The organism is Serratia sp. CY52157 (assembly GCF_052168495.1).
GTDB classification, from domain to species: Bacteria; Pseudomonadota; Gammaproteobacteria; order Enterobacterales; family Enterobacteriaceae; genus Serratia; species Serratia ureilytica.
On record NZ_JBJNMO010000001.1, the window covers coordinates 1,371,141 to 1,397,616 of the forward strand.

Sequence of the window (26,476 nt, forward strand, 5' to 3'; positions counted from 1 at the left end):
GACCATGAGCACTGATTCAAGCGCCCCGACGAGCATCGGCTGGTACGGCAAACTTCCTTCCGCCGGTGACTTCCTGCAACGCCGTTTGCCTGACCCGGTGGTCAACAACTGGGCCCACTGGTTCCATAACGGGCTGGTGAATTTGCAGCGCGATGCGCAGGGGCCAAACGATCACCCGTTCAGCAACGCGCCGGTGTGGAACTTCGTGATCCCCGCCACGCTCGGCAGCCAGTACGTGCAGATGGGCTGCCTGTTGCCGGCGCGCGACCGCGTCGGGCGGCGTTACCCCATCTGCGCGCTGCGCCTGTTCAGCCAACAGGATTGGCGCCCGCAACAGCTGAACATGGCGGCGAGCTGGTACCAACAGCTCGGCCATACCCTGCTGAACGGCGTGCGCAACGGCTTCTCCGCCGAACAGATCGACCGCACGCTGCAGGCGATCCCGGCGCTGCCCAGCCCGCCGGCGGAAGCGGACTCCGAGATATTGTCGATTATCGGTTTCCAGCATCCGGACGTACCGGGCCTCGGCTGGCAGCAGGCCGCCGACTGTTTCGATCCGGCGCAGTACACCAGCTTTTGGTGGACCAATCAGGCCGACGGGCACCCGCTCTACACCCACGTGCACAGCGGCAACCTCACCGTGCAGCTGTTTTCATTGCTGTTCGAACCCAACGGCTGGGCGCGCCCCGGCCGCGGCGGCCAGTACCCGCAAATGTTTGATTAACATCGCTCGTTGAAGGAAATCTTATGGCTATCGACACCGATACCCTGCTGGCCCCGGTTGACGCGGATACGCCCTGCGGCGACAACCTGGAATACGACGCCGACTTTCTGGCCATGGCGCGTGCCGCCACCGGCAAAGCCGAACAGCAATTCGGCAGCACCATCATTCCGGAAGAAGCGCCGGATTGGGTGCAGGTCGAGCGTCTCGCAAGCTCGCTGCTGGCGCGCACCAAAGACCTGCGCGTCATGCTGTATCTCACTCGCGCCTGGACCCAGCTGCGCGGATTGCCGGGCTATGCCGACGGGCTGACGCTGATCCACCAGGCGATACTCCGCTACTGGGATGCCCTGCAGCCGCCGCTGGAGTTCGACGGCGAGGCCGACCCGCTGTTTCGCATCAACGCGCTGGCCGACCTTGGCGACAAGGCCGCGCTGGCCGCCAGCGTGCGCGCCGCGCCGCTGCTGAAAAGCGCCGCCGGTGAAATCTCGCTGCGCGATGCCGGCGCCCTGCTCGACGGCAGCAAGCAAGAGTGCCCCAACTTTCCCGGCGGCCGCGCACGGCTGCAGGATGAGCTGGCGCAACAGGATCGCCCCGAAGGCGCGCTGGTGATGCATATCGCCAACACCCTGGCCGCCATTCGCAGCGAAGTCACCCGCCATCTGGGTGAAAGCGCGCTGCCGGAAATGAGCGCGCTGACCAAGGTCTTTTCGCTGGTGGCGCTTGCCGGCCAGCGCGAGGCCCCGGCCGCCACTGAAGCGGACGCCACACAGGAAACCGCCGCTGAGCAGCCACCAGCCGCCGTGCAGAGCGCCTCTGCCTCACTCAACTGGCGCAGCGCGCAGATCCAGTCGCGCGACGACGCCCAGCTGATGCTGGACAAGGTGAAAAACTATTTTCGTCTTCATGAGCCAAGCCACCCGGCGCCGCTGATGATCGATCGGGTACAGCGACTGATTACGCTGGACTTTATGCAAATCGTCCGCGATTTGGCGCCCGATGGGCTTAACCAACTGGAGACCATTCTCGGTCGCCCCGACAACGAGGAGAACAGCTAGCCGCCGACTTTTGTTCTCTTGACGACACCCGATACCGTCTGCCCCTGCGCAGACCCGAATCAGAACCTGACTCTCCCAGCCGGACGAGGCGCGTTCCCAATCGCCATTAGATGGAGTAAATCATGTCAAACTCGAAATCCCGCAGCGGGCAGAAATTCATCGCCCGCAACCGCGCGCCGCGCGTACAGATTGAATACGATGTCGAAATTTATGGCGCAGAGCGCAAAATCCAGCTGCCGTTCGTGATGGGCGTGATGGCGGATCTGGTGGGGAAAGCGGTCGATCCGCAAGCCAGCGTGGAGGAGCGCAAGTTCATGGAAATCGACGTCGACAACTTCGACGAGCGCATGAAATCGCTGAAGCCGCGCGTCGCTTATCAGGTTGACAATACCCTGACCGGCGAAGGCAAGCTGAACATCGATCTGACCTTCGAAAGCATGGAAGACTTCTCCCCCGCCGCTATCGCCCGCAAGGTCGACGCGCTGGACAATCTGCTGGACGCCCGCACCCAGCTTTCCAACCTGCTGTCCTACATGGACGGTAAAAACGGTGCCGAGGAGCTGATCTCCAAGATCCTGCAAAACCCGGCGCTGCTGAAATCCCTGACCGACGCGCCGAAGCCGGCGGTTAACGATGACAACAACGAGCGTGAGGATTAATCGATGAGCAACTCGCCTCAGCAACAAAATGCGTTGCAAACCACCGAGACTTTTTCCAGCGATGAATTCAGCGCGCTGTTGAACAAAGAGTTCCGGCCGAAGACCGATCAGGCCAAAGAAGCGGTCGAGAACGCGGTGAAAACTCTGGCGCAGCAGGCGCTGGAAAATACCGTCACCGTTTCTTCCGACGCCTACCGCACCATCCAGGCGCTGATCGCGGAAATCGACGAAAAGCTGTCGCAGCAGATCAACCAGATCATTCACCACGACGATTTCCAGAAGCTGGAAGGCGCGTGGCACGGCCTGCACTACCTGGTCAACAACTCTGAAACCGACGAGATGCTGAAGATCCGTTTCATGAGCATTTCCAAGCAGGAGCTGGGCCGCACGCTGAAGCGTTATAAAGGCGTGGGCTGGGATCAGAGCCCGATCTTCAAGAAAATCTACGAAGAAGAATATGGCCAGTTCGGCGGCGAGCCCTTCGGCTGCCTGGTGGGCGACTACTACTTCGATCACAGCCCGCAGGACGTGGAGCTGCTGGGTGAAATGGCCAAGATCGGCGCCGCCTCACACTGCCCGTTCATCGCCGGCACCGCGCCAAGCGTGATGCAAATGGAGTCCTGGCAGGAGCTCTCCAACCCGCGCGATCTGACCAAGATTTTCCAGAACACCGAATACGCCGCCTGGCGCAGCCTGCGCGAATCGGAAGACGCGCGCTACCTGGGCCTGGTGATGCCGCGCTTCCTGGCGCGCCTGCCGTATGGCATCCGCACCAATCCGGTGGACGAGTTTGACTTCGAAGAAGATACCGACGGCGCGACCCACGGCAACTACACCTGGACCAACGCCGCCTACGCCATGGCCGCCAACATCAACCGTTCGTTCAAAGAGTTCGGTTGGTGCACCGCCATTCGCGGGGTGGAATCCGGCGGCGCGGTGGAGAACCTGCCGTGCCATACCTTCCCGAGCGACGACGGCGGCGTGGACATGAAGTGCCCGACCGAGATCGCCATCAGCGATCGTCGCGAAGCCGAGCTGGCCAAAAACGGCTTTATGCCGCTGGTGCACCGCAAAAACTCCGACTTCGCCGCCTTTATCGGCGCGCAATCGCTGCAGAAGCCGGCGGAATACTACGACGCCGACGCCTCCGCCAACGCCCAGCTTTCCGCGCGCCTGCCATACCTGTTCGCCTGCTGCCGCTTCGCGCACTATCTGAAGTGCATCGTGCGCGACAAAATTGGCTCCTTCCGCGAGCGCGACGATATGGAGCGCTGGCTGAATGACTGGATCATGAACTACGTGGACGGCGATCCGGCCAACTCATCGCAGGAAACCAAGTCGCGCAAACCGCTGGCCGCGGCGGAAGTGCAGGTGGAAGAGATCGAAGACAACCCGGGCTACTACAGCGCTAAGTTCTTCCTGCGCCCGCACTACCAGCTGGAAGGCCTGACCGTTTCTCTGCGCCTGGTGTCGAAGCTGCCTTCGCTGAAACAAAACGACGCGTCCTGATGGACTGAAGTCAGGCCGCGGTAGTGCGGCCTGACTAATGCAGCAACCTCATCGTCAGCCTATCGCAGAAAACCCAGATCGCATGTGGAACCAAGATAACGCGAAATAATTAAGCATTGAGCCATTAGCACTTAATAGTGGCTCGGTAACCCGTACCGATAGTTTTCGGTATTTAAGAAGGTGCATGGCACAAGGATATAAATTGGTAATGCATTACCACACTTGCAATTCCTGCTGCTATTACCTGAGTTTTTCAACGTAACGTTAATACTACTGTTAACCCTTAATAAAGAGTGAAGAAACTATGGCTATTGATATGTTCCTGAAAGTTGAAGGTGCCAGCGGCGAATCCAAAGATTCGAATCACAAAGGCTGGACCGACATTACTTCTTTCTCCTGGGGCGCTTCTCAACCGGGCAATATGGGCGTTGGCGGCGGCGGTGGCGCCGGCAAAGTGTGCTTCAACGATCTGCACGTCAACGCGCTGATCGACAAGTCAACCCCGGCCTTGCTGAAACACTGCTCAAGCGGCAAACACCTGACCAAGATTGAGCTGTCGGTTTGCAAGGCGGGCGGCACCCAGGTTGAATACGCAAAAATCACCCTGGAAGACGTGCTGGTCACCGCCGTGCAGTACACCGGTGCAGGCGGCGAAGACACCGTGGGCGTCACCTACTCCTTCCAGGCGGCGAAAGTGAAACAGCAGTACTGGGAGCAGAGCGACAAAGGCGGCAAAGGCGCCGAAAGCAGCGCAGGTTGGAACATCAAGGAAAACCGCGAAGCTTAATTGTTATACAACCTCCCCGTTATGGGGAGGTTGGTTTGGCAAGCGATGTATTTTAGATAAGGAAATCATGATGAAAGCGATTAGAAAAGGTGACAGAGGAAATCACGTAAAATCATTGCAAGAATTGCTTAATAAACAGGGGGCTATTCTTAACTCTGATGGCATATTCGGTCTAAAGACTGAATTAGCAGTAAAAAAAGTGCAACGTAAAAAAGGTCTGCATGTTGACGGCATCGCTGGTCGAAAAACATTCTTAGCCCTGGGTTCACACGTCGAAACTCGAGCACCACAACCTCCTATCGGTGGTAGTGCAGGTCGTCAAGGTCCCGGAGCTATGGGCATTTCACAAAGCGGTTTAAGGTTTATCTTTAATATTGAAGCATGGCGCGGAGTAAGTAACCACCTACATTGGCCTGGCGGTGCAAGCGGGGTCACTCTGGGGCCGGGTTATGATATGAAAGCTCGCTCTATAGAATCAATAAAAAATACCATGATCGCGATTGGATTAGACAGCGCAACTGCAGATAAAATCAGTGCAGCCGCCGGGCTACATCATCAGCAAGCTAAAGACTTCGCGAAAGAAAATCACAATTTAGTGGTTTTAACCGACACACAGGAAACGGAACTACTTAAATTTATAGTACCTGCCTATGAAAGAGCTGTTAGGAATAAAATTCTTGTTCCACTCACACAACAAGAGTTTGATGCGTTAGTCTCCTTTGCTTATAATCCAGGTGGTCGACTCAACAACGTCGCAGCATTCATTAATCAGAGCAAAATATCTGATGCAATGACAGAAATAAAACGTGCCATTACCTCAGGTGGAAAAGTGATGAAAGGGCTGATAAACAGAAGAAATTACGAAGTCGAGCTCTATTTAAATGGAAACTATCGCTAAGGAATTCGCCACAATGAAATTATCTGCATTTTTAATTAGTAGCGTATTTTTCTCACTTACTGCATGTGCAGCAGAAAAAAACGTTAATGCCCCAACATCATCAACTATTGATGGCTTATGGCAAGTGACTCAGGTCAACATAGACAATGAGACTACCCGCACGCTTAGCTATCAACTTAACGACCCTCGATTACTAGGAAGAGTAATCAATATTTCCACTAAATCAATAGAAAACAATCTGCCGGAAAAAGACGTCTGCACAGCGCCAACCTTAAGTATTGAGAGAAGCACGCTAAATCAATTCATCGGTAAGTCGATGGGCGGAGATAAAAGCATCTCGGCTAAAAACTATGCATTGAAAGAAAACGGCCAAGCAGAAGTCTCTCTTTTCAAGATCGCTTGTCACTCCGGATCATTCGGCCCATCCGATAATGGTGCAGGCTCCAGCTTTGCCGCTCTCAATCCAAAAAAAATGCTGGTTAATTGGTACGATGGTTCGCTACTGCAATTAGAACGGTTACCGAAAGATCCTAAACCTGCAGCGTCTTTCGACTGTGCCAAATCTACAAGCGTTGTTGAAAAAACTATCTGCTCAGACTTCAATTTATCCGCCTATGACAAAAGCGTTTCCCAAGCTTGGCTGTTGGCAAAAAAGCAGGCGACCGATGTAGGGGATAAAAAACTGGCGGCTTCTTTAAACAGCACGCAAAGATCTTGGTTACTGCAAAGGGATAAATGCCGAGATGACAAAGATTGCCTGGCCGATACGATGCAAAAACGAATCGATGCACTTACGTCACACGATTAAAACTGCGTTCCTACTCATGTTGGCGGTATTGAATACTGAAGCTTCCGCCAACGAAAAGTACTCCTCTGCCGAGTACCTCAAAAACTACGCGCTTAGCGTTTGTATCGCCAAGGGGTACTCAGCAAAAGAAGTCAAAAACGATGCCGCCGCCGCTGCTCGGGGTTATATGGAGTTCGGCGATTATTCTCTGGAGGCGCATACCGCCGTCAGGGCGCTGGCAAAAGAATTTCTGGCAAAGCCCTATGACAGTATGTCAGGGGAGCCGATGACGATGGCAAAGTGCATCGATCTTGTACATAGCCAAGCGTTGCAAGCCATCATCAAGAAGAACCAAGGGAAAGACGACAACTGATATCAGAGTTGCTCAAACGACGGCTCATATCAAAGGTTATCTCGGATGAGAAGATACACGTACTTTTTAATGTCTCTGCTGCTCGGAAGCCATGTAGCCCTTGCTGAAAACTCACTCAATATTTTATCGCAAGAGGCACTATATAAAAATTGGTTAGTCAGCCGCTGCATTGGGAAGTCCACTGACTCAGAAAAAACTAAGCAAGACGCCTTCCGTTCCGCTTCCGCCTATTTAGAATTGAGTAAACTGCCGATGGATGCATTCGAACAAGGCGAAAAGCTGGCTGAACAGTACGCCAATAAAAATAGCCAAGGCTCAGTTAAAGGAAGTTATCATATTTTAGATTGCCTTTCACTGCAGAACGCCAGTGAAGCTGAAGCCATTTTTAAACGTTACTCAAAGTAATAGCCGCAGTGATAGAATTCATTTTTTGCAGCCATCAGCCTCAAATTAATTACATTTTTATCACTTATAATTTATTACTTGAAAATATACCAGCACCATTAATCATCAGTCATTGGGAAAATATTCCTTGACTTTCTATTACTCAGTACAAACCATATGGAATTTTAGAGCATTGGGATAAGGAAAAAACAGTGATCGATGACGTCACGCTTTCCACCTACTCTTACTCATTTGTGTTTTTATACTTTTTCCTGTCAGTCTTAGTATTTGTCGGGCTTTATCACCTAAAACAAAAAACCAACAATAGAAAATCCTATTCCCTTTTTGTGATAGCTACCACAGTAAATTTATTTGCAAGCATCATCCAAGGTTTAGTATTTAACTATGGCTCTGAGATACTGGATCCAATGCTCAATATAAAATTTCAAGACTATGATGAGGTGTGGTACGCCAGTATTATATTCGCCCTTACTTACCTGTCTCAATTACCAACTAACCTCTATTACAAAAGAAAGACTAAGAATAATGCGAATAATAGCAAAGACATCACCTGACATATACAGCCTCACGTTATTACATTGAAGTTTTCGACCATATAATGCGTTAGCCAAAGAATTTAGTCACTCACATTCAAAGCTCTCTCTTAGGAAAGAAATCAAGTTGGACTCATCCAGTTATCGAGTTCCACTGTCTGGCCATAAGATCTTATCAGCAGGAATGCCTTATGCGATTTTCCATTGTAAAAAATAAAAGCGGCCAGGTTCCGCCGCAAAGCAGTTGCGATTTTCTGCCGCCGGGCGGCACCATCGGCCGCAGCGTGGACAACAACCTGGTGCTGCCGGACGAAGAGCGCGCCATTTCCCGTCTGCAGGCAATCGTGCACATTTCCTCTGACGGCGAATGCCGCATCACCAATCGCGGCAACGTCACCCGCGTGCTGCTGAACGATATTCCGCTGGAGCGTGGCCGCCAGGTTGAACTGCAGGATGGCGACGTGCTCGGCATCGACGATTACCAGATTGAAGTCAGCGCGCTGCAACAGCACGCCGCGCCGCAGGCTCAACCGGTGGCCAAGGCCGCTGCCGCTGCTGCGGCCCCTGCTGCCGCCGCCAAAGAAAAATCCGCCGCGCCGATCCCCAACGAAATCTGGGACAGCCTGGTGGAAGAATTTACGCCGAATGCGTCGGCCGCCGTCACACCGCCGCCGATCGCCAATCCAGACAGCCATCCGCTGCTGGATACCCCCGCTCGCGAGCTGAACCCGGCCGATCCGCTGGCGCAGCTGGCGGGCGATGTCGATCTGCGCCAATTGCAGCAACAGCAAACCGATCCGGCCGCCTTGTTCAACACCGACTCCACTTTTGAGCGTGAGCATATCCTGGCCGACACCACTCCCAGCGCGCTGCTGGCGGAGCAGGCTGCGCCACCGCGCCCGGCTCCCCCCGTCCAGAATGCGCAGCAACCGGAACAAGAGCTGGATCCGCTGGCGCTGTTCGGCGGTTCATCCGCGCCCGCTTCGCCAGAGACGTTAAACAGCAACGACCCGCTGGGGCTGTTGATGGGCGGCGCCGTGCCGCTGGCTCAGCCGGAGGAACCGGCACAACCGCCGTCCCCACCACCGGCGCCGATCGCCGCACAACCGCAAGCGCCGCGCCCTCAACCGACGCCGCCGCCGCCGCCGGTGCAGAGACCCGAGCCGCAACCCCAACCCGCGCCGCAGTTCAGCCAGCAGGAACCGCCTGCGCAACCTCCGCGCCCGCGCCAGGGCAACCGCCTGGGCATCGATCCGGTCGCCTACCAGTCCGCCCAGCGGCAGCACGCCGCCGCGCCGAATGGTGACACCTTGGAGGGGCCGCTGCTGACGGCGCTGTTGCAAGGCATCGGTCTCGACGATCTGCAGCCGCAGCCGCATTTCGACGAACAACAGATCCGCCAGGCCGGCCGCCTGCTGAGCCTGTTCTCGCAAGGCACCGTCGCCCTGCTCTCATCCCGCTCGATCCTCAAGCGCGGCGTGAAGGCCGAGATGACCATGATCCTCGACGAGGCCAACAACCCGTTCAAACTGCTGCCTTCGGGGAAAACGGTGCTGATGCAGATGTTCGGCAGCCAGATGCCGGGCTTTATGCCGCCGGAACAGGCGGTGCGCGATGCGCTGATCGACCTGCAGGCACACCAGCTGGGGATGATCGCCGGCATTCGCGCCATCATCGCCGCCATGCTGCAGTCCTTCAACCCGGAGCGCCTCGAAGAGGAAGCGCGCAAGGAAGGCGTGGCGCCGCGTCTGTCGCTGCCCGCCAACCGCAAGGCCGCGCTGTGGGACTACTTTGTGAAGAACTATCAGCAAACCTCCGGCGAGATCGAGGACGATTTCCACACCCTGTTCGGCGAAGCCTTCCTGCACGCCTATGACGTTGAAGTGAATCAATACAAAGACTCACAGACCAAACCGGACGCGTAATGAATATCACCATAGCCTCTACCTCCAATCAGGGCGGCCGCGCCTCCAACCAGGATCAGACCGGCGAGGTGCTCGGCAACCGCGCCGCCTGCTTCGTGGTGTGCGACGGCATCGCCGGTTTTCCGGGCGGCGATATCGCCGCCAAACTGGCGCGCGACACCATTTTGCAAAACTTCGACGGCGAAAAGCACCTGAACGCCCAGAGCATTCGTCAGCACATTACGCGCGCCAATGCCGCCATCCACCAGCAGCAGCGGCAGTCGGACGAATACAGCAAGATGGGCACCACGCTGGTCAGTCTGTTTATCGATCGCGATTACCAGCTGGCCTACTGGGCGCACGCCGGCGACAGCCGCCTGTACCTGTTCCGCCGCGGCTACCTGCATGCCGTCACCACCGACCACAGCCTGATCCAACAGATGCAGGACGCCGGTTATCAGACCAACGGCATCAACAGCAACCTGCTGTATTTCGCGCTGGGGCTCAACGAAGAGCGCGACGCCACCTACAGCGACGTGCTGCAGCTGGAAGACGGCGACGTTTTCCTGCTGTGCACCGACGGCTTCTGGCACAGCTTCAGCCAGGCCGAACTGGAACAGTCGCTGCACATGGTCAACTCCCCCAGCGAGTGGATCGCCCTGATGCAGCAGGCATGGAAGAAAAACAATAACAGCGATAACTACAGCGCTATCGCCGTCTGGATTGGCTCACCGCAGGAAACCACCCTGCTGCATTCGCTGGCGGATGCGGAACGGTTTCTCATCCGCGACTGAGTCGGCGCACATTCACAGCAAGGTTCACTATGAAATACTGGATGCCGGGGCTCGTCGCCCTGATGGCGGTACCGACCGCGCAGGCGATGAACTATCGCCTGGTTTACTCCCCCAGCCAGAAGCTGGAAGTGTTTATCGATGACGTCAAGAACAGCAATCCGGAAAGCTGGTGCGGCAAAAGCATCCCGCTGCGCATCGTCTCAGCGCAAGGCAAAGATCCGGCCGTGTTGAACGACTTTCTGCCCCGCGTCGGCAATCTGCTGGAAAAGCAGTGCCCAAAAGCCGGTCATCTGCCCTGGACGCTGACCGACAAGCGCGGTGAGAAGCTGGCGACCGGCGAAGCCGCCAAAGCGCGCGGCTGGAAACCGGTGGTCAAACAAGAGACCGCCGAGCAGCCGCAAACCCCGCCGCCGCCGACCATTCCTGCGGCGGTGGCCGTCACCTCTGCGCAGGCGGACACCGCGCCGCCACAGCGTTTTAGCCTGCCGCAGGGCTGCCACTTCCGCACCTTCTGGGGTGACGAAGCCACCGGCGGCGCGCTGTTCATTCCCGCCGGCGACGCGCTGCGCTGCGGCGAGGACGGCTGGCTGCAAGGCAGCGGCGCGGTCACGCTGCAACACGGCGGGCAAACCCTCTCGCCGACGCTGTGGTTCCTGCAAGGTTACCCGCTGGCGAAGATCAACGGCGGCGATCGCGCGCTGACCGTCGTCAGCGCCAACGCCCAACGGCTCATTTTGGGCGGCAACCCGCAGGCGCCGGGCAGCTTCCTGCTGCTGACCTTCGAACCGCAGTTGCATGCCTGGGCGTTCAACGGTGAAGCGATCGTTGAAATGCCGCGTGTCGACGCCGCCGACGAGACCAAGATCACACAGCGCGTGCAGCAGGCGCAAACCGCCTGGCAGCCGCTGCTGAGCGCCTCCGCCCCGCTGACCTTCAAGCTGGTGGAACAGTTGGCCGCAGACCGGGTCGATCCCGCCAGCGGCAGCTACCTGTCGGTTAACGGCGCCACTCACTGATTATAAGGAAAGCCTGTGAAATCATTAGCAAGCATGCTGCAAGGCCAGTCGATCGCCGCGGCCATCACCGCCGTCGAGAACGATATCAAGGCAAAACCGGCGGATGCCGACCTGCGCGCCGCGCTGGTGCAACTGCTGTGTCTGAGCGGCAACTGGACGCGCGCCAACGCGCAGTTGAAATCCTGGCAGGCGCTGAAACCGATCGCCCAACCAACCACCTTGCTGCTGATGCAGTCGGTCAACGCCGAGCTGCAACGCCAGGCGGTATTCGCCGGCACGGCCGAGCCGACGCTGCTGCGGCAGGCGCATCCCTGGCTGAAACTGATGGTGCAGGCGCTGCATCAGGATGCGCAAGGGGCGGCCGAGCAGGCCCAGACGCTGCGCGATGAGGCGCTGGAGGCCGCCCCGGCCGGCGCCGGGCGGTTAATGTTGGCCGAAGGCGACCAAGAGCGGCAGCTGAGTTTCGACTGGCTGACCGACGGTGACGGCCGCCTCGGGCCGGTGTGCGAGCTGGCGCTCAACGGCGTTTACTACTGGGTGCCGTTTGCCGACATCGCCGCGATCCAGTTCCAGGCGCCACAGAGCGCCATCGATCTGGTGTGGAGCCATGCGCTGGTGCGCCTGACCGACGGCCGCGAACAGGTATGCCAACTGCCTGCCCGTTACCCGCTGCCCGAAGGCAGCGACGACGCGCTGCTGCTCGGCAAACGCACCGAATGGCAACCGCTCGGCGACGGCGCCCACTATGCGGGGCTGGGCCTGAAGACCTGGCTCAGCGAAAGCGACGAATTCCCGCTGCACAGCCTGCGGCAGTTGAGCTTCGACGCGAGCGCCTGACCATGAACGACAAGCGCCCACCCCACTATGACGGCGGCGATCTGCGCCGCCAGGGCTATCGCTCTCGTCAGGACAGCGAACGCCTGACTTCACGCGACAAAATGCAGCCGGTGCTGCTCGACATGCTGACCGACGACGAACCGCAGAAAAAGCAGGAGGCGCAGGTGCGCAACCTGGTGTCGCACAGCGAGCTGCGCCGCCGGGTATTGCGCGATTTGCAGTGGCTGTTCAACTGCGTCAACAGCGAATCCAATCTGGATCTCGGCGATTTTCCGCAGGTGCGGCGTTCCACCCTGAATTACGGCATCGCCTCGCTGGCGGGCAAGCGCATGTCGGACATCGAATGGCTGGACATTCAGCGCGCGCTGACCGATTCCATCCTCCATTTCGAGCCGCGCATTCTGCCCGACGGGTTGCAGGTGCGCTGCATTTCGGACACCGGCTCGCTGGAGCTGCACAACGTGCTGTCGATCGAAATCAAGGGCCGCCTGTGGTGCGTGCCCTATCCGCTGGAGTTTCTGTTCCGTACCGACGTGGATCTGGAAAACGGCCACTTCGATCTGAAAGACATAGGGTAAGGCGATGGACAGTAAACTGTTAGATTATTACAACCGCGAGCTGGCCTATCTGCGTGAGATGGGCGCCGAGTTCGCCGAACAGTACCCGAAGGTCGCGGGCCGTCTCGGCATGCGCGGCATCGACGTGGCGGACCCTTATATCGAGCGTCTGATGGAGGGCTTCGCCTTCCTCACCTCGCGCGTGCAGCTGAAAATGGACGCCGAGTTCCCGCGCTTTTCTCAGCGCTTGCTGGAGATCATCTACCCCAACTACCTGTCGCCGACGCCGTCGATGGCGATCGCCGAGCTGCAGCCGGACAGCAGTAAAGGCGATATCAGCAACGGCTTCGTGGTGCCGCGCGGCACCATGATGGACAGCCAGACGCTGAAGAAAAGCGGCATCACCTGCAGTTACACCACGGCGCATGACGTCACGCTGCAGCCGGTGCGCATCGCCGGCGTCGAGCTGGGCGGCATTCCGGCCGATATTCCGCTGGCCTCGCTGGGGCTGCAGCACAGCGGCTGCGTCAGCGCGCTGCGCATTCGGCTCGAGTGCTACGAAAGCGTGACGCTCAACAACCTGCAGCTGGACCAATTGATGTTTTACCTGGCCGGGCCGGACATGCAGGCGCAACAGCTGCTGGAGTTGCTGATGCAGCACAGCGTCGGGCTTGTCTGCCAAACGGTGGAGGCTCAGCCGCAGCGGCGGGCGCTGGCGTTGGATGGGCTGCGACAGGAAGGCTTCGCCGCCGATCAGGCGCTGCTGCCCAACGATCTGCGCAACTTCGAAGGCTACCGGCTGCTGCAAGAATATTTCGCCTTCCCGGCGCGCTTCCAGTTCTTCAGCGTCAACGGCCTGCGCCCGCTGTTGCAAAGCGTGCGCGAAGGGAAAAAGGCGCTGCGCCAGTTCGAAATCGTGGTGCTGCTCGATAGGCACGACGCCGCGCTGGAACGGGTGGTCGACGTTGCCCATTTGGCGCTGCACTGCACGCCGGTGATCAACCTGTTTCCGAAAGTGGCCGAACGCATCGCGATCAACGAAAAGAACCACGAATACCATCTGGTGGTCGACAATATCCGGCCGCTGGATTACGAAGTGTTTTCGGTGCAGCGGCTCGGCGGCAGCGCCAGCGAAAAACGCTACGAGCAAGAGTTTCGGCCGTTTTACAGCACCCTGAGCGCGGACGATGGCAACTATGGCGCCTACTTTTCGCTGCGGCGCGAACAGCGCACCCTGTCGGAACACGCCCGCCGCTACGGCACCCGCACCGGCTATGCCGGTTCGGAAGTGTTCGTATCGCTGGTGGACGAACGGCAGTCGCCGTGGCACAGCGATCTGAAATACCTCACCGCCGACGTGCTGTGCACCAGCCGCGACCTGCCGTTGATGCTGTTGCAGCAGGATCAGGGCAATTTCGTGATGCCCGATTCAATCCCGATCAAACAGGTCTCGCTGCGCAAAGGCCCTACGCCGCCGCGTCCGGCGCTGGCCGAAGGGATGATCACCTGGCGGTTGATCAGTCAGCTGCAGCTGAATTACCTCAGCATGATGGACGGCGATCCGGAACAGGGCGCCGCCAGCCTGCGCCAGCTGCTGGGGCTGTACGGCAACCTGAGCGAGCCGGCGATCGCCAAACAGATCCAGGGCGTGCGCCACTGCAACCTGCGGCCGGTCTATCGGCGAGTGCCTGAACCCGGCCCCATCGTGTTCGCACGCGGCATCGCCATCGATCTGACGGTCGATGAGCAGGCGTTCTCCGGCAACAGTCCTTACCTGCTCGGCAGCGTGCTGGAGCGCCTGTTCTCGCGCCTGGTGGCGATGAACACCTTCACCGAGATGACGCTCTCCAGCCAGCAGCGCGGCGAGATCGCCCACTGGCAGGCGCGCATGGGCAAAAGGACGCTGATATGAGCGCGGAGATGATCGCCACCGAACTGGCGCCGCCGCAGATCAACGCGCTGTATCGCCTGCCGGACGACTTCTGGCCGCGGCTGCGCAGCGCGCCTTACAAGCACGATCTGTTTCAACTGCTGCGGCGCATCGACGCCCAGGGCGGCCAGCCCTACCTGCTGGGGCGCGCGCCGCTGCCGCGCCACGAGATGCTGCGCCTGGGCCAGGAACCTTCGCTGTCGTTCGCGCCCTCCACGCTGGCGCAGGTGACGCCGCGCGCCAACAGCCCGCTGCACGACGTATCGATCTTCAGCTTCGGCCTGTTCGGCCCCAACGGACCGCTGCCGCTGCACCTGACCGAATACGTGCGCGAACGGGTGTACCACCACCAGGACACCACCCTGCTGGCGTTCACCAATCTGTTCCATCACCGGCTGACGCTGCTGTTTTACCGCGCCTGGGCCGACGCGCAGCCGACGGTATCGCTGGATCGCCCGGACAACCGGCGCTTCGACGAGTACCTGTCGAGCCTGATCGGCCTCGGCCAGCCGGCGCAGCAAGAGCGCGACAGCATCAACGCCCACGCTAAACATTTTATGGCCGGTCATCTGATTCGCCACAGCCGCGATCCGGAAGGCCTGAGCAAAATTTTGCAGCAGTATTTCAAGGTGCCGGTGCGCATCGTCGAAAACGTGCCGCACTGGCTGCGGGTGGAGCCGCGCGAGCAGGCGCGGCTCAAGGCCGGGCGCGGCGCGCCGCGGCTCGGCGAATCGGCCTTTCTCGGCATCGCGGTGCGGGATATCCAGCACAAGTTCCGCATCGAGCTGGGGCCGATGCCGCAGCAGGACTATGACCGCTTTCTGCCCGGCGCCGATCTGTGCCGGCAACTGCGCGACTGGGTGCGCCAATACCTGGGCATCGAGTTCGTCTGGGAAGTGCGCCTGATCCTGGCGAAGGAACAGGCGCACGGCATCCAGCTCGGCGGCGCGCAGCGATTGGGCCTGAGCAGTTGGCTGGCCGACCATCGGCGACAGCGCGATCTCGACGATCTGATCTTCAGCCCTGAACCGCTGGAAAACCCGTTCTGACCCTATTTCGGCCGACGCCCGGCGGCGTCAGGCCACTCTGAGACCTGAGGAAAACCATGTCTGAAATCAGCCGCTCGGTATTATTCGGCAAACTGGATAGCCTGTTATTCACCTCTCTGGAAAGTGCGACGGCGTTTTGCAAGCTGCGCGGTAACCCCTACGTCGAATTGGCGCACTGGCTGCATCAGCTGATGCAATCGCCGGACGGCGATCTGCAGCAGATCGTTCGCCACTTCGCGCTGGACGAGGCGCAGCTGGCGCGCGACATCGTCGAGGCGCTCGATCGCCTGCCGCGCGGCGCCAGCGCCATCTCCGATCTGTCCGAGCACATCGACAGCGCGGTAGAACGCGCCTGGGTCTATGGCTCATTGAAGTTCGGCGCAGCGCGCATCCGCGGCGGCCACCTGCTGCTCGGCATTCTGAAAACCTACAGCCTGCGCCACCTGCTGAAGGCCATTTCCCCGCAGTTCGAGCGCATCAACGCCGATCTGCTGATGGAACAGTTCGCCGCCATTACCGCTCACTCGGCGGAAAACGCCCAGGATGCGGCGGCGCAAAGCGGCGCCGAGCCCCTGCCCGGCGCGGCGCGCAGCGGTGAAAGCGTGCTGGCGCAGTATGCCCAGGATCTGACTGCCAGAGCGCGCAACGGCGAGATCGACCCGGTGGCCGGCCGCGATGAAGAGATCCGGCAAATCGTCGATATTCTGATGCGCCGCCGCCAGAACAACCCGCTGCTGACCGGCGAGGCCGGCGTCGGCAAAACCGCCGTGGTGGAAGGCCTGGCGCTGCGCATCGTGGCCGGCGACGTGCCGCCGCAGCTGCGCGACGTGAAGCTGTGCCTGCTGGACATCGGCATGCTGCAGGCCGGCGCCGGCGTCAAGGGCGAGTTTGAAAAACGGCTGCAGGCGGTGATCGACGAAGTGCAATCCAGCCCGACGCCGATCATCCTGTTTATCGACGAAATTCACACCCTGATCGGCGCCGGCGGCGCCCAGGGCACCGGCGACGCCGCCAACCTGCTGAAACCGGCATTGGCGCGCGGCCAACTGCGCACCATCGGCGCCACCACCTGGTCGGAATACAAGAAATACATCGAGAAGGATCCCGCGCTCACCCGCCGTTTCCAGGTGGTGCAGGTGCACGAACCGAGCGAAGACAAAGCGCTGCTGATGCTGCGCAGCACCGTCAGCCCGCTGGAGCAACACCACCGCGTGCTGCTGCTGGATGAAGCGGTGGACGCCGCGGTGCGGCTGTCCCATCGCTATATTCCGGCCCGCCAGTTGCCGGACAAGGCGGTGGCGCTGCTGGATACCGCCTGCGCGCGCGTGGCGGTCAGCCAACATGCCGAGCCCGCCCAGGTCGAAGACTGCCGCCACCGCATCGATGCGCTGCAGATAGAGTTGGATATCGCCCGTCGCGAGACCAAGGTCGGCATCGGCGATCCCCTGCGCCCGCAGGAGATTGAAGCCCAATTGACCGCGCTGCGCCAGGAACTCGAACAGTTGACCGAGCGTTGGCAGCAGGAGCTGGCGCTGATCCAGCAGATCATCACGCTGCGCGCCCAACTGCACGCCCAAGAAGAGGCGAGCACCGACGAAGAGACGCAAACGCGCCCTGATGCCGACGCGCTGCGTGCCCAATTGGGCGAACTGCAGCAGCAGCTGAGCGCGCTGCAGGGCGAAGCGCCGCTGATCTTCGCCGCCGTCGACGCCAACATCGTGGCGGCGGTGGTGGCCGACTGGACCGGCATCCCGCTGGGCCGCATGGTGAAAAACGAGATTGAAGCGGTGCTGCAGCTCTCCGACACCCTGAATCAGCGCGTCATCGGCCAACGCCATGCGCTGGATCTGATCGCCCGCCGGGTGCGCACCTCACGAGCGCGGCTGGACGATCCGAACAAACCGGTCGGGGTATTCCTGCTGGCCGGGCCCTCCGGCGTCGGCAAAACCGAAACCGCGCTGGCGCTGGCGGAAACCCTGTACGGCGGCGAGCAGAACGTCATCACCATCAACATGAGCGAATTCCAGGAGTCGCACACCGTTTCGACGCTGAAAGGCGCGCCGCCCGGCTATGTCGGCTACGGCGAGGGCGGCGTGTTGACCGAGGCGGTTCGCCGCCGTCCTTACAGCGTGGTGCTGTTGGACGAGATCGAAAAGGCGCATCCGGACGTACATGAAATCTTCTTCCAGGTGTTCGACAAGGGCTGGATGGAGGACGGCGAAGGCCGTCATATCGATTTCCGCAACACCATCATCATCCTGACCTCCAACGTCGGCACCGATCTGATCGCCGGGTTGTGCAGCGATCCGGAGCTGCTGCCGGAGCCAGAGGCGCTGAGCGGCGCGCTGCGCCAACCGCTGCTGTCGGTGTTCCCGGCCGCCTTGCTCGGCCGCCTGCTGGTGGTGCCGTATTACCCGCTGACCGACGCCACGCTGGGCAACATCGTGCGCCTGCAATTGGGCCGCATTCAGCGTCGCCTGGCGGAGAATCACGACATCGTCTGCACCTTCGACGACGCGGTCATCGAGCAGATCGTCAGCCGCTGCACCGAGGTGGAGTCCGGCGGCCGCATGGTCGACGCCATCCTGACCAACACCCTGCTGCCGCAGATCAGCCACACCCTGCTGACCGGCAGCGCCAACGACCAGCGCTATCGCCAGCTGCATATCGCGCTGCAGAACAACGAATTCATTTGTCAATTTCAGGCATAACGCCGCGGCCGCCGAGACGGCGGCCCTTTGAACACAGAGAGTCATCACTATGTCGGGAACCGGGATAACCAAACCGAATTCGAACAGCCTGCCGAGCGGCTATCGATTCAATGAATTCGAGATCCAGGAAGCGATCGGCGAAGGCGGCTTCGGCATCGTCTACCGCGCCTACGATCACCAACTGGAACGCACCATCGCCATCAAGGAGTACATGCCAACCTCGCTGGCGAAACGCAACGACGATCTCAGCATCGGGCTGCGCGGCGAACGCTTCGGCAAAACTTTCCAGGCCGGGCTGAACAGCTTTATTCAGGAGGCGCGTCTGCTGGCGCGCTTCTCGCATCCCGGTCTGCTGCACGTGTTGCGCTTCTGGGAAGAGAACGGCACCGCCTATATGGGCACCCAGTTTTACAGCGGCACCACGCTGAAAAACCTGCAGGCGCAGCAGCCGGAGAAAATCGACGAGGCGTGGATCCGACGGCTGCTGCCGCCGCTGTTCAGCGCCATCAACACCATCCATCAGGAAGGCTATCTGCACCGCGACATTTCGCTGGATAACATCCAGATCCAGGAGAGCCAGCTGCCGGTGCTGCTGGACTTCGGGTCGGCACGCAAAGAGATCGGCAACCTGTCGGACGAAACGGAGATCATGCTCAAACCGGGCTTCGCGCCGATCGAGCAGTACACCGAGAACAGCGACGGCGAACAAGGGCCGTGGACCGATATCTACGCGCTCGGCGCCGTGCTGCACACGCTGATCGTCGGTTCGCCGCCGCCGGTCAGCGTGGTGCGCAGCATCGAAGACAGCTACCAGCCGCTGACCGAGCGCCGCCCCGCTGGCTACTCGCCGGAGCTGCTGCGCACCGTCGATCGCGCGCTGGCGCTGAAGCCGGAAGACCGCCCGCAGACCATCGACGAAATGGCCGAGCTGTTGCATCTGCCGATCGCCGATGAAAACGAAATCATCAGCACCCCGGCCGCCGCGCCGGAGAACTTGCTGGTCGCCGCTAACCCGGCCGCCGCTGCGGCCGCAGCCGGCACCGTTACCGCGCGCGGCACCCAATTCTCGCGCCCGATGATGGCCGGCGCCGGCGTCGCCGCGCTGCTGGTGATCGGCGCGATCGCCTGGCTGAGCGGCGGCAAGGACGATGCCCAGGCCGTCGCTCAAAACAGCGAGACGTCACCGGCGCAGAAAACCCTGACGCAGCAGCCGAGCGCGCCGCAAACCGCGCAGCCTGCGGCGGCGGAACCTGAAAAAGCGGCGCCGCCGGCGCAACCGGTGGCGTTGGTGTACTTCAAACTGCAACCGGGTGAGCAGGTCAGCCTCGACGGCAAGCCGCAGCAGGTGACGCCGGGCGAAAACGGCTTCGCCAGCCTGAACCTGGCGCCGGGCCGCTATCAGCTGGAGATCCGTCACAACGATCGGCTCCGCCGCCAGCAGCTCAGCATCGACACCGCCGGCACCTGGCTGGTCAACCCGGCCACTGCCGGCTAATCCCGTTCTGAAACTCCGCCTCGGCGGGGTTTCCCCTATTTCATGAGACTGACGAGCAACTGCCCCCCTCATTGGCCGCGCGGCAAGGCCGCTGCAACGCCGGAGTATGCAGGGCATGACGTCAATCACAGAGGACGTTCTCATGTTGGATCGCATTATTGCGCACACGCCGCTGGGCCAGGAGCAACTGCTGTTTCGCTCGCTGGACGGTATCGAAGCGCTTTCCACTCCTTTCGACTTCTCTATTGAATTGCTGAGCACCGACGCGCGCCTCGATCGTAAAGCGCTGCTCGGCCAACCGCTGACGCTGGAAATTCCGACCCAGGGCTTTCTCAGCGCCCCGCGTTACCTGAACGGTAAGATCACCGCCATCGCCGTCAGCAGCGAAGAGATCGGCGGCACGCGCTACGCGGTGTACAACCTGCACGTGCAGCCGGATCTGTGGCCGATGACCAAAGACCGCAATTTCCGCATCTTCCAGGAACAGACGGTGCCGCAGATCGTCAAGACCCTGCTGGCGGAGCACAACGTGCAGTTGGAAGATCAGCTGACCGGCGACTATCGTCTGTGGGGCTACTGCGTGCAGTACAACGAAAGCAGCTTCAACTTCATCAGCCGCCTGATGGAGCAGGAGGGCATCTATTACTATTTCAAACACGAAATGGGCAAACACACGCTGGTGCTCGGGGACGCCCCCCACCATCACCAGCCCTATCCCGGCTATGAGATGATCCCCTACCACCTGACGCCGTCGGGCGGCAGCACCAGCGAGGAAGGCATCAGCCAGTGGACGTTGTCCGATCGCGTCACGCCGGGCATCTACAGCCTGGACGACTACGATTTCCGCAAACCGAACGCCTGGCTGTTCCAGGCGCGGCAAAACCCGGTCTCGCCGACGCCGGGGCAAATCGACGTTTACGACTGGCCGGGCCGCTATACCGAGCATCAGCAGGGGGAGTTCTACGCCCGCGTGCGCCAGGAAGCCTGGCAGGCCGAACATCAGCAGATCCGAGGCACCGCCACCGCCATGGGCATTGCCCCCGGCAGTACCTTCACGCTGTATAACGCCCCGCATGCCGACGACAATCGCGAATATCTGACGCTGCAGGCCAGCTACCATCTGAAAGAGAATCGCTACGCCAGCGGCGACGATCAGAGCAGCGAACACCGCATCGACTTCATCGTCCTGCCGGCGGACGTGCCCTGGCACCCGCCGCAGCAGGCCACCTGGCCGAAAACCCACGGACCGCAGACCGCCCGGGTGGTCGGCCCGGCCGGCGAATCGATTTGGACCGACAAATACGGCCGTATCAAGGTGAAGTTCCACTGGGATCGCTTCGGGCCGAAAGACGACGGCAGCTCCTGCTGGGTGCGCGTCTCCAGCGCCTGGGCCGGCCAAGGCTACGGCGGCGTGCAGATCCCGCGCGTGAACGACGAAGTGGTGGTGGACTTTATCAACGGCGATCCGGATCGGCCGATCGTCACCGGGCGCGTCTATAACGAAGCCAGCATGCCGCCGTGGGCGCTGCCGGCCGCCGCCACCCAGATGGGCTTTATGAGCCGCACCAAGGACGGCACCGCCGACAACGCCAACGCCCTGCGTTTCGAAGACAAGGCCGGCGCCGAACAGGTGTGGATCCAGGCGGAGCGCAACATGGACACCCAGGTGAAAAACGATGAAAGCCACACCATCGCTAACGACCACACGCATCTGGTGGGCGGTAACCAGATCAAACGGGTGGTGCTCAATCAGGCGACCGGCGTCAAAGGTGAATCCTCCGCGCTGACCGGCAAAACGCGCAGCGACGCCGTGGTCAATGCCTTTACCCTCGGCTCCGGCGAATCGCTGCGGCTCGAGTGCGGCGAAAGCGTGATCGAACTGCTGGCGGACGGCCAAATCAACATCACCGGCACCAGTTTCAATATCACGGTGAAAGAGGATGGCGCGATCAACACCGGCGGCCAGCTGGATCTCAACCAGCCTGGCGGCGCCGCACGCACCGCCGCACCGGGCGGTGGCCATCAGGCGGCAATCCAGAGCGCCGTCGATCAGCTGTTCCCTAAAGAGTAGGTAATTGGTACGCCGGGAAAGCCGGTTAACGCCGCCCCTCGGGCGGCGGCAGCGGCGCCAGCATCTATCACGCAAAATGCTCAATCGACAACAAAACCCGGCAGAATTGATAATCGGGTTGTTGAATCGGTCATGGCCTCTGAAGGGAGTGCTGGAGAACAAGGTGGGCGCCGTGAGTTATACGGATTCAGAAAAGGAAATGGCAATGCTTATGACAAAATCCTTGCTGCTCGTAACCAATACGGCCAAGGCAGCGCTGAAGAGTTTGAGGAAGTATCCAAAGCAATGAGCGCATCAGCGAAGTCTGCAGGTGCACTGAACTTTTCTGATCCAGGAAAACAAGGGGCAATAACTTCATTGGCACATATGCGTGGCTCATCTGGCGCACAAGCGATCCTGAACTCCATGGAGTCCGGACGAATAGTTAAGGCTGATACCTTAACGTCGGAGGCAATAGCCAAAATTGAAAGTATGTCGGCGGAAAGCTTTCAGGATAATTTACTTAAAGCTCGGGTAGAATACGATAGAGCAATATATGGAGATACCATCACGACGCAGGGTGGTAAACAGTACAACTGGTGGGCACGTTATGGTAATGGCCTTCAAAAGCGGTATGCCCGGGAAGCAGAAGAATTTTTAAAATTATCAAACGAGTGATTTATGTTCAAAAAAATCTTATTACCTACATTGTTTGCTGCTTCTTTGCTTTGCTCCATTGAATCCACATCAGCGATAGACCTGTTACAATATAACAAAACCAACACAGTAAGCGGGCTGGTCAACGATAAAGCGGTCACTGACAATCTTAAAAGCATACTGGGTCAAGACTATGAAAAGTACATCAACAACTTTGATGTGTTCGGTGAACCTCATTCAACCCCAGGTGGTGGGTTATTTGTTGAAGGGTGGCTAAAAGATCTTTATCTGGAAAATGCCTCTGCTCTGGTCATCAATCCCGATGGGAAAATTTATGCCGCCTGGGTTGTACCTGATTCTGATATCATAAATTACAAATCATCTGATAAAGATTCACCTATTAATAATGATATTCTGCATTGGGCTGCACGCTTCAAAGACATGCATTTTTCCTCAGACAGCAAAAGAAATAAGGTGAGGACTGAGGAAGAATACTTTGACACACAGTCATTCTCTATCAAGCTCATGACTGTTTGCATCAGTAAAGGAAACTGTAATGATGCTACTTATTATGGAGAGCGTAAAAAAGATGGTGCTGCTGTAACTTTGCAGGGAAAAGTGACACGTGCTGATTGCAATACAGCCCCATGCCCAATAATCAGTTATGAGTTTAAAAATGCATCGACGACCTACATGCTCAGTAAAATTGATAACACACTGACAGTTATAAAGAACGGTAAGATATTAATGAATCAAAAAGGAACTTGGGGGAAATAGCCACCACAACCGCCACCGAGTGATTCCAAGGCACTTGATTCCAAGGCGCTAAAGTGAGACTTGGCCTATCTACCTACACTGTATAGATATCAAACGGCCTATACGTCAGTGCGAGTGACACTCCCTCCTCTTGTCACCGCTCCTAAACCGAACAGGAATGACAATCACAGGCTGAATCGATATCCCCTATCGATTCAGCCTTCTTTATCATTTCCCCTTCACCACTTTTTTACCGTCTGGTAAATCTCGAGGTCGAAATAGCCGTCGGCCTCGCAATCGTTGAGATAGTGTTCATAGCTCACCCCCTCAACCGGCTGATAGCCGCTGGCCGGCAGCAGCTTCTGGTAAAACTCGCCCCATACCCGTTCGAAATCGCCATCGCTGATGCGTACGCGGTAAACCGCGTACTGCCCAGCGGGCAGCGTCTGCACGGTCATGCCCGCGCTGCCCGTCGGCAGCGCGAAATCGTCCGCCACGCTCATCACCACGTCGGCGCGCAGCTTTTCCGGCGCCACTTCTGCCGGATCGTCCCAGTACAACACCAGCCATTTGCCGAACGGCACGTCGTGACGCTGCCGCCATGCCAGCAGTTGCTGCGAGCCCTGCGGGATGGTCTGCGGATACGGCCCCACCACTCTTACCCCCACCACCTTCTCCGCCGCTTTATCGATAATCCTCACGCTCATCGCCCTCCCCCTCACATTGTCTCAGGCACCGATTTCGGTACGCACGTCCAGCAGTTCGGGGAAAAAGGTCAGGTCCAACGCCTTTTTCAGGAAACTGACGCCGCTGGAACCGCCGGTGCCCGACTTAAAGCCGATGATCCGCTCCACCGTTTTCATATGGCGGAAACGCCACAGATGGAAACTCTCTTCGATATCCACCAACTTCTCCGCCATTTCATACGCTTCCCAATAGGTCTGCGGGTTGTCGTAGATCACTTTGAACGCCGGCAGCAGATCCGGGTTGCGCTGATAGGGCTGCGTCCAGTCGCGCTTGAGGCACTCCTGCGGGATCGGCAAACCGTGGCGCGCCAGGTACAGCAAGTATTCGTCGTACAGGCTCGGCGCTTCGAGGATCGCCTTCAGCGCCGCGTGTTTTTCCGCATCGCTGCTGAACACCGCCAGCATGGCGGCGTTCTTGTTGCCGAGCAGAAACTCGATCGACCGGTATTGATGCGACTGGAAGCCCGACGAACTGCCCAACACATCGCGAAACTCGACGTATTCCGACGGCGTCAGCGTTTCCAGCACCGCCCACTGTTCGAACAGCAGCCGCTGGATCTGTTTAACGCGCGCGAGAATTTTAAAACAGTGGCTGAGTTTGTCCTGCTGCACCAGCCGCAGCGCCGCCTGCAGCTCGTGCAGCATCAGCTTCATCCACAGTTCGGAGGTTTGGTGCTGTATCACGAACAGCATTTCATCATGATGCGGCGGATTGGAGAGCGGGTGCTGGCAGTCCAGCAGTTGGTCCAGGCACAGGTAGTCGCCATAGCTCATGCGTTTGGAAAAATCGGTGACAATCGCGCTTTCTAATTCCCGTTTGTTCATCTGTGATCTCCGTTGCGCCCAGCGCCCCATCGGCCTGGAACGTGCCGCAAAGAGAAAACAATAGTACAGAACCCGCCGCCCCGAAGGGCGATAAACGAGAGATGCTTCGCAGATCTCACTCATCCGCGTCACCCCATGGCCGCCGCCCTTTGCTGTTTAGTAAACAACCAGCCCTGCGCCTGACGACTCTCACAAATGCGCGATCCCGTGCGGGTTTCGCCCCGGTTGCGGCTTGCCTGCGCCCGCCTTCCCTTATAGATTGCAGGCTAACGGCAGGCAGCAAGGGATCGGCAAATGGCAAATATTCGTGATGTCGCGCGGTTGGCCGGCGTGTCCATCAGCAGCGTGTCGAACCTGCTGAATAATCGCAGCCACCAGATGAGTGCACAGACCCGTCAGCGCATCGAACAGGCGATGGACACCCTGGGCTATCGTCCGGCGCGCACCGCAGTGAACCTCGCGCCACAGGCGAAGATCATCGGCCTGCTGCTGCCGTCGATCGTTAACCCGAGTTTTTCGGCGCTGGCGCACGCCGTCGACAGCGCGGCGCGCGCTCACCGCTACCGCGTCTTGCTCGGCAACGCCTACCGGCAGGAACAGGAGGAAGCCGCGTTTATCGACGATATGTTTCTGCATGGCGTGCGCGGCATCATCGTGGCGGCGAGCGACATCCGCCAGACCCATTTTGTCCGGGCGGCCGAGCGAGGCATGAAGATCGTCAGCTATGACAGCCCGTTCGCCGAGCCGATGGCCGCCGACAGCCGGTTGTTCGACAGCGTGTCGATGGACAATCTCGCCGCCGGGCGTCTGGCCGCGCAGCACCTGCTCGAACGCGGCTGCCGACATATCGTGTTCGCCACCGAAGCGGCGCTGACCGTGGGGCGCAGCCACAAGATCGACGGTTTTCTGAGCGCCCTGGGGCACAACTTGAGCGAACGCCAACGGGTGATCGAAGGCAAAGCCACCAGCGCCTACGGCGACACGGAGATGTTCGAATTGGGGCTGACGCTGGCATCCCGCATCCTCGCGCTGACGCCGCGCCCGGACGGCATCGTGGCGATTAACGATGCGCTGGGCATCGGGCTGATGGTGGGGCTGCGCGCCGCCGGCGTCCAGGTGCCAGCAGAGATTTCGGTGGTCGGCATCGACAATATCGCGCTTGCCGGCCTGGCCGAACCGGGGTTGACGTCGATCGGCCCGCCGCTGGCCGAGATGGCGCAGCTGATGGTCGAACGCCTGATCGGCCGCATCAACAATGATTCACAACCGCCCGGCGAGTTTCTCTTCCCGCCGACGGTCATCAGCCGGCGTTCCGTCAAAACCGCCGGTTAATACGGTAAAAACGGCTTACCCAGGCGATGCGCAGATAGCATCGTCCGGCTCGCCGCAGCCAAAATCAGAAAAAACAGCGTCGTCGCA

Annotated in this window: 25 protein-coding genes; 23 read left to right on the forward strand and 2 right to left on the reverse strand. The window is 59.3% G+C overall.

Annotation, left to right across the window (positions count from 1 at the left end; all coding sequences use genetic code 11):
- The first annotated feature begins 4 nt into the window (after window positions 1-4).
- From tagF to ACJ8IP_RS06665, 22 genes are all read left to right on the forward strand, one after another.
- Window positions 5-724 carry a type VI secretion system-associated protein TagF gene (tagF, locus tag ACJ8IP_RS06560; RefSeq protein WP_033643553.1) on the forward strand — a complete coding sequence of 240 codons (720 nt, stop codon included), beginning with the start codon at window positions 5-7 and terminating at the stop codon, window positions 722-724.
- Between the two features lie 23 nt (window positions 725-747).
- A complete protein-coding gene (tssA, locus tag ACJ8IP_RS06565) occupies window positions 748-1,779 on the forward strand; it encodes a type VI secretion system protein TssA (protein ID WP_164106735.1) in 1,032 nt (343 codons plus the stop codon).
- A gap of 122 nt (window positions 1,780-1,901) precedes the next feature.
- Window positions 1,902-2,438 (forward strand): type VI secretion system contractile sheath small subunit, encoded by a 537-nt coding sequence (tssB, locus tag ACJ8IP_RS06570; RefSeq protein WP_015378282.1) that lies wholly within the window; start codon window positions 1,902-1,904, stop codon window positions 2,436-2,438.
- A gap of 3 nt (window positions 2,439-2,441) precedes the next feature.
- A complete protein-coding gene (gene tssC / locus ACJ8IP_RS06575) occupies window positions 2,442-3,947 on the forward strand; it encodes a type VI secretion system contractile sheath large subunit (RefSeq protein WP_004934958.1) in 1,506 nt (501 codons plus the stop codon).
- A gap of 304 nt (window positions 3,948-4,251) precedes the next feature.
- Window positions 4,252-4,734: an Hcp family type VI secretion system effector gene (locus tag ACJ8IP_RS06580; RefSeq protein ID WP_004934962.1), complete on the forward strand. Its 483-nt coding sequence runs from the start codon at window positions 4,252-4,254 to the stop codon at window positions 4,732-4,734.
- Window positions 4,735-4,801: 67 nt separating this feature from the next.
- On the forward strand, window positions 4,802-5,632 hold the full coding sequence (locus ACJ8IP_RS06585; protein ID WP_227818391.1) for a pesticin C-terminus-like muramidase: 831 nt from the start codon (window positions 4,802-4,804) through the stop codon (window positions 5,630-5,632).
- Between the two features lie 13 nt (window positions 5,633-5,645).
- Window positions 5,646-6,440 (forward strand): lysozyme inhibitor LprI family protein, encoded by a 795-nt coding sequence (locus tag ACJ8IP_RS06590; protein WP_042784884.1) that lies wholly within the window; start codon window positions 5,646-5,648, stop codon window positions 6,438-6,440.
- Window positions 6,441-6,456: 16 nt separating this feature from the next.
- Window positions 6,457-6,792 carry a T6SS amidase immunity protein Tai4 family protein gene (locus ACJ8IP_RS06595; RefSeq protein ID WP_042784886.1) on the forward strand — a complete coding sequence of 112 codons (336 nt, stop codon included), beginning with the start codon at window positions 6,457-6,459 and terminating at the stop codon, window positions 6,790-6,792.
- 69 nt (window positions 6,793-6,861) lie between these two features.
- Window positions 6,862-7,197 (forward strand): T6SS amidase immunity protein Tai4 family protein, encoded by a 336-nt coding sequence (locus ACJ8IP_RS06600; RefSeq protein WP_227711491.1) that lies wholly within the window; start codon window positions 6,862-6,864, stop codon window positions 7,195-7,197.
- Between the two features lie 191 nt (window positions 7,198-7,388).
- Entirely contained in the window at window positions 7,389-7,751 is a 363-nt protein-coding gene (locus ACJ8IP_RS06605) for a hypothetical protein (protein ID WP_164106733.1), read from the forward strand.
- A gap of 170 nt (window positions 7,752-7,921) precedes the next feature.
- On the forward strand, window positions 7,922-9,655 hold the full coding sequence (tagH, locus tag ACJ8IP_RS06610; protein WP_198793136.1) for a type VI secretion system-associated FHA domain protein TagH: 1,734 nt from the start codon (window positions 7,922-7,924) through the stop codon (window positions 9,653-9,655).
- Window positions 9,655-10,428 carry a PP2C family protein-serine/threonine phosphatase gene (locus ACJ8IP_RS06615; RefSeq protein ID WP_033643559.1) on the forward strand — a complete coding sequence of 258 codons (774 nt, stop codon included), beginning with the start codon at window positions 9,655-9,657 and terminating at the stop codon, window positions 10,426-10,428. Before tagH ends, ACJ8IP_RS06615 begins: the two co-directional genes overlap by 1 nt.
- 29 nt (window positions 10,429-10,457) lie before the next feature.
- Window positions 10,458-11,444 carry a hypothetical protein gene (locus ACJ8IP_RS06620; protein WP_047025438.1) on the forward strand — a complete coding sequence of 329 codons (987 nt, stop codon included), beginning with the start codon at window positions 10,458-10,460 and terminating at the stop codon, window positions 11,442-11,444.
- Between the two features lie 15 nt (window positions 11,445-11,459).
- A complete protein-coding gene (locus ACJ8IP_RS06625; protein ID WP_047025437.1) occupies window positions 11,460-12,281 on the forward strand; it encodes a type VI secretion system accessory protein TagJ in 822 nt (273 codons plus the stop codon).
- Between the two features lie 2 nt (window positions 12,282-12,283).
- Entirely contained in the window at window positions 12,284-12,859 is a 576-nt protein-coding gene (locus ACJ8IP_RS06630) for a type VI secretion system baseplate subunit TssE (RefSeq protein ID WP_033643562.1), read from the forward strand.
- Window positions 12,860-12,863: 4 nt separating this feature from the next.
- Window positions 12,864-14,750 carry a type VI secretion system baseplate subunit TssF gene (tssF, locus tag ACJ8IP_RS06635; protein ID WP_033643563.1) on the forward strand — a complete coding sequence of 629 codons (1,887 nt, stop codon included), beginning with the start codon at window positions 12,864-12,866 and terminating at the stop codon, window positions 14,748-14,750.
- The gene (tssG, locus tag ACJ8IP_RS06640; protein WP_147880000.1) at window positions 14,747-15,817 is read left to right on the forward strand and encodes a type VI secretion system baseplate subunit TssG; all 1,071 of its coding nucleotides are present in this window, start codon (window positions 14,747-14,749) and stop codon (window positions 15,815-15,817) included. The genes tssF and tssG overlap by 4 nt, the downstream gene beginning before the upstream one ends.
- Window positions 15,818-15,873: 56 nt before the next feature.
- Entirely contained in the window at window positions 15,874-18,528 is a 2,655-nt protein-coding gene (gene tssH, locus ACJ8IP_RS06645) for a type VI secretion system ATPase TssH (RefSeq protein WP_042784892.1), read from the forward strand.
- 49 nt (window positions 18,529-18,577) lie between these two features.
- Window positions 18,578-20,023, forward strand: a complete 1,446-nt coding sequence (locus tag ACJ8IP_RS06650) for a serine/threonine protein kinase (RefSeq protein ID WP_042784894.1) — start codon at window positions 18,578-18,580, stop codon at window positions 20,021-20,023.
- 142 nt (window positions 20,024-20,165) lie between these two features.
- Entirely contained in the window at window positions 20,166-22,094 is a 1,929-nt protein-coding gene (locus ACJ8IP_RS06655) for a type VI secretion system Vgr family protein (protein ID WP_042784895.1), read from the forward strand.
- 132 nt (window positions 22,095-22,226) lie between these two features.
- Window positions 22,227-22,751, forward strand: coding sequence for a hypothetical protein (locus ACJ8IP_RS06660; protein WP_146035835.1), 525 nt, complete (start codon window positions 22,227-22,229; stop codon window positions 22,749-22,751).
- 3 nt (window positions 22,752-22,754) lie between these two features.
- Window positions 22,755-23,507, forward strand: coding sequence for a hypothetical protein (locus tag ACJ8IP_RS06665; RefSeq protein ID WP_033643567.1), 753 nt, complete (start codon window positions 22,755-22,757; stop codon window positions 23,505-23,507).
- A 218-nt stretch (window positions 23,508-23,725) separates the two neighbouring features.
- Here the strand turns inward: ACJ8IP_RS06665 and sbmC are convergent, their stop codons facing one another.
- Together sbmC and kynA are read right to left on the reverse strand one after the other, a co-directional pair.
- Window positions 23,726-24,193 carry a DNA gyrase inhibitor SbmC gene (gene sbmC, locus ACJ8IP_RS06670; protein ID WP_033643568.1) on the reverse strand — a complete coding sequence of 156 codons (468 nt, stop codon included), beginning with the start codon at window positions 24,191-24,193 and terminating at the stop codon, window positions 23,726-23,728.
- A 21-nt stretch (window positions 24,194-24,214) separates the two neighbouring features.
- Window positions 24,215-25,057 (reverse strand): tryptophan 2,3-dioxygenase, encoded by an 843-nt coding sequence (gene kynA, locus ACJ8IP_RS06675; RefSeq protein ID WP_033643569.1) that lies wholly within the window; start codon window positions 25,055-25,057, stop codon window positions 24,215-24,217.
- 294 nt (window positions 25,058-25,351) lie between these two features.
- Between kynA and ACJ8IP_RS06680 the strand changes: the two genes are divergently transcribed.
- Window positions 25,352-26,389 (forward strand): LacI family DNA-binding transcriptional regulator, encoded by a 1,038-nt coding sequence (locus ACJ8IP_RS06680; protein ID WP_033643570.1) that lies wholly within the window; start codon window positions 25,352-25,354, stop codon window positions 26,387-26,389.
- Window positions 26,390-26,476 lie beyond the last annotated feature (87 nt).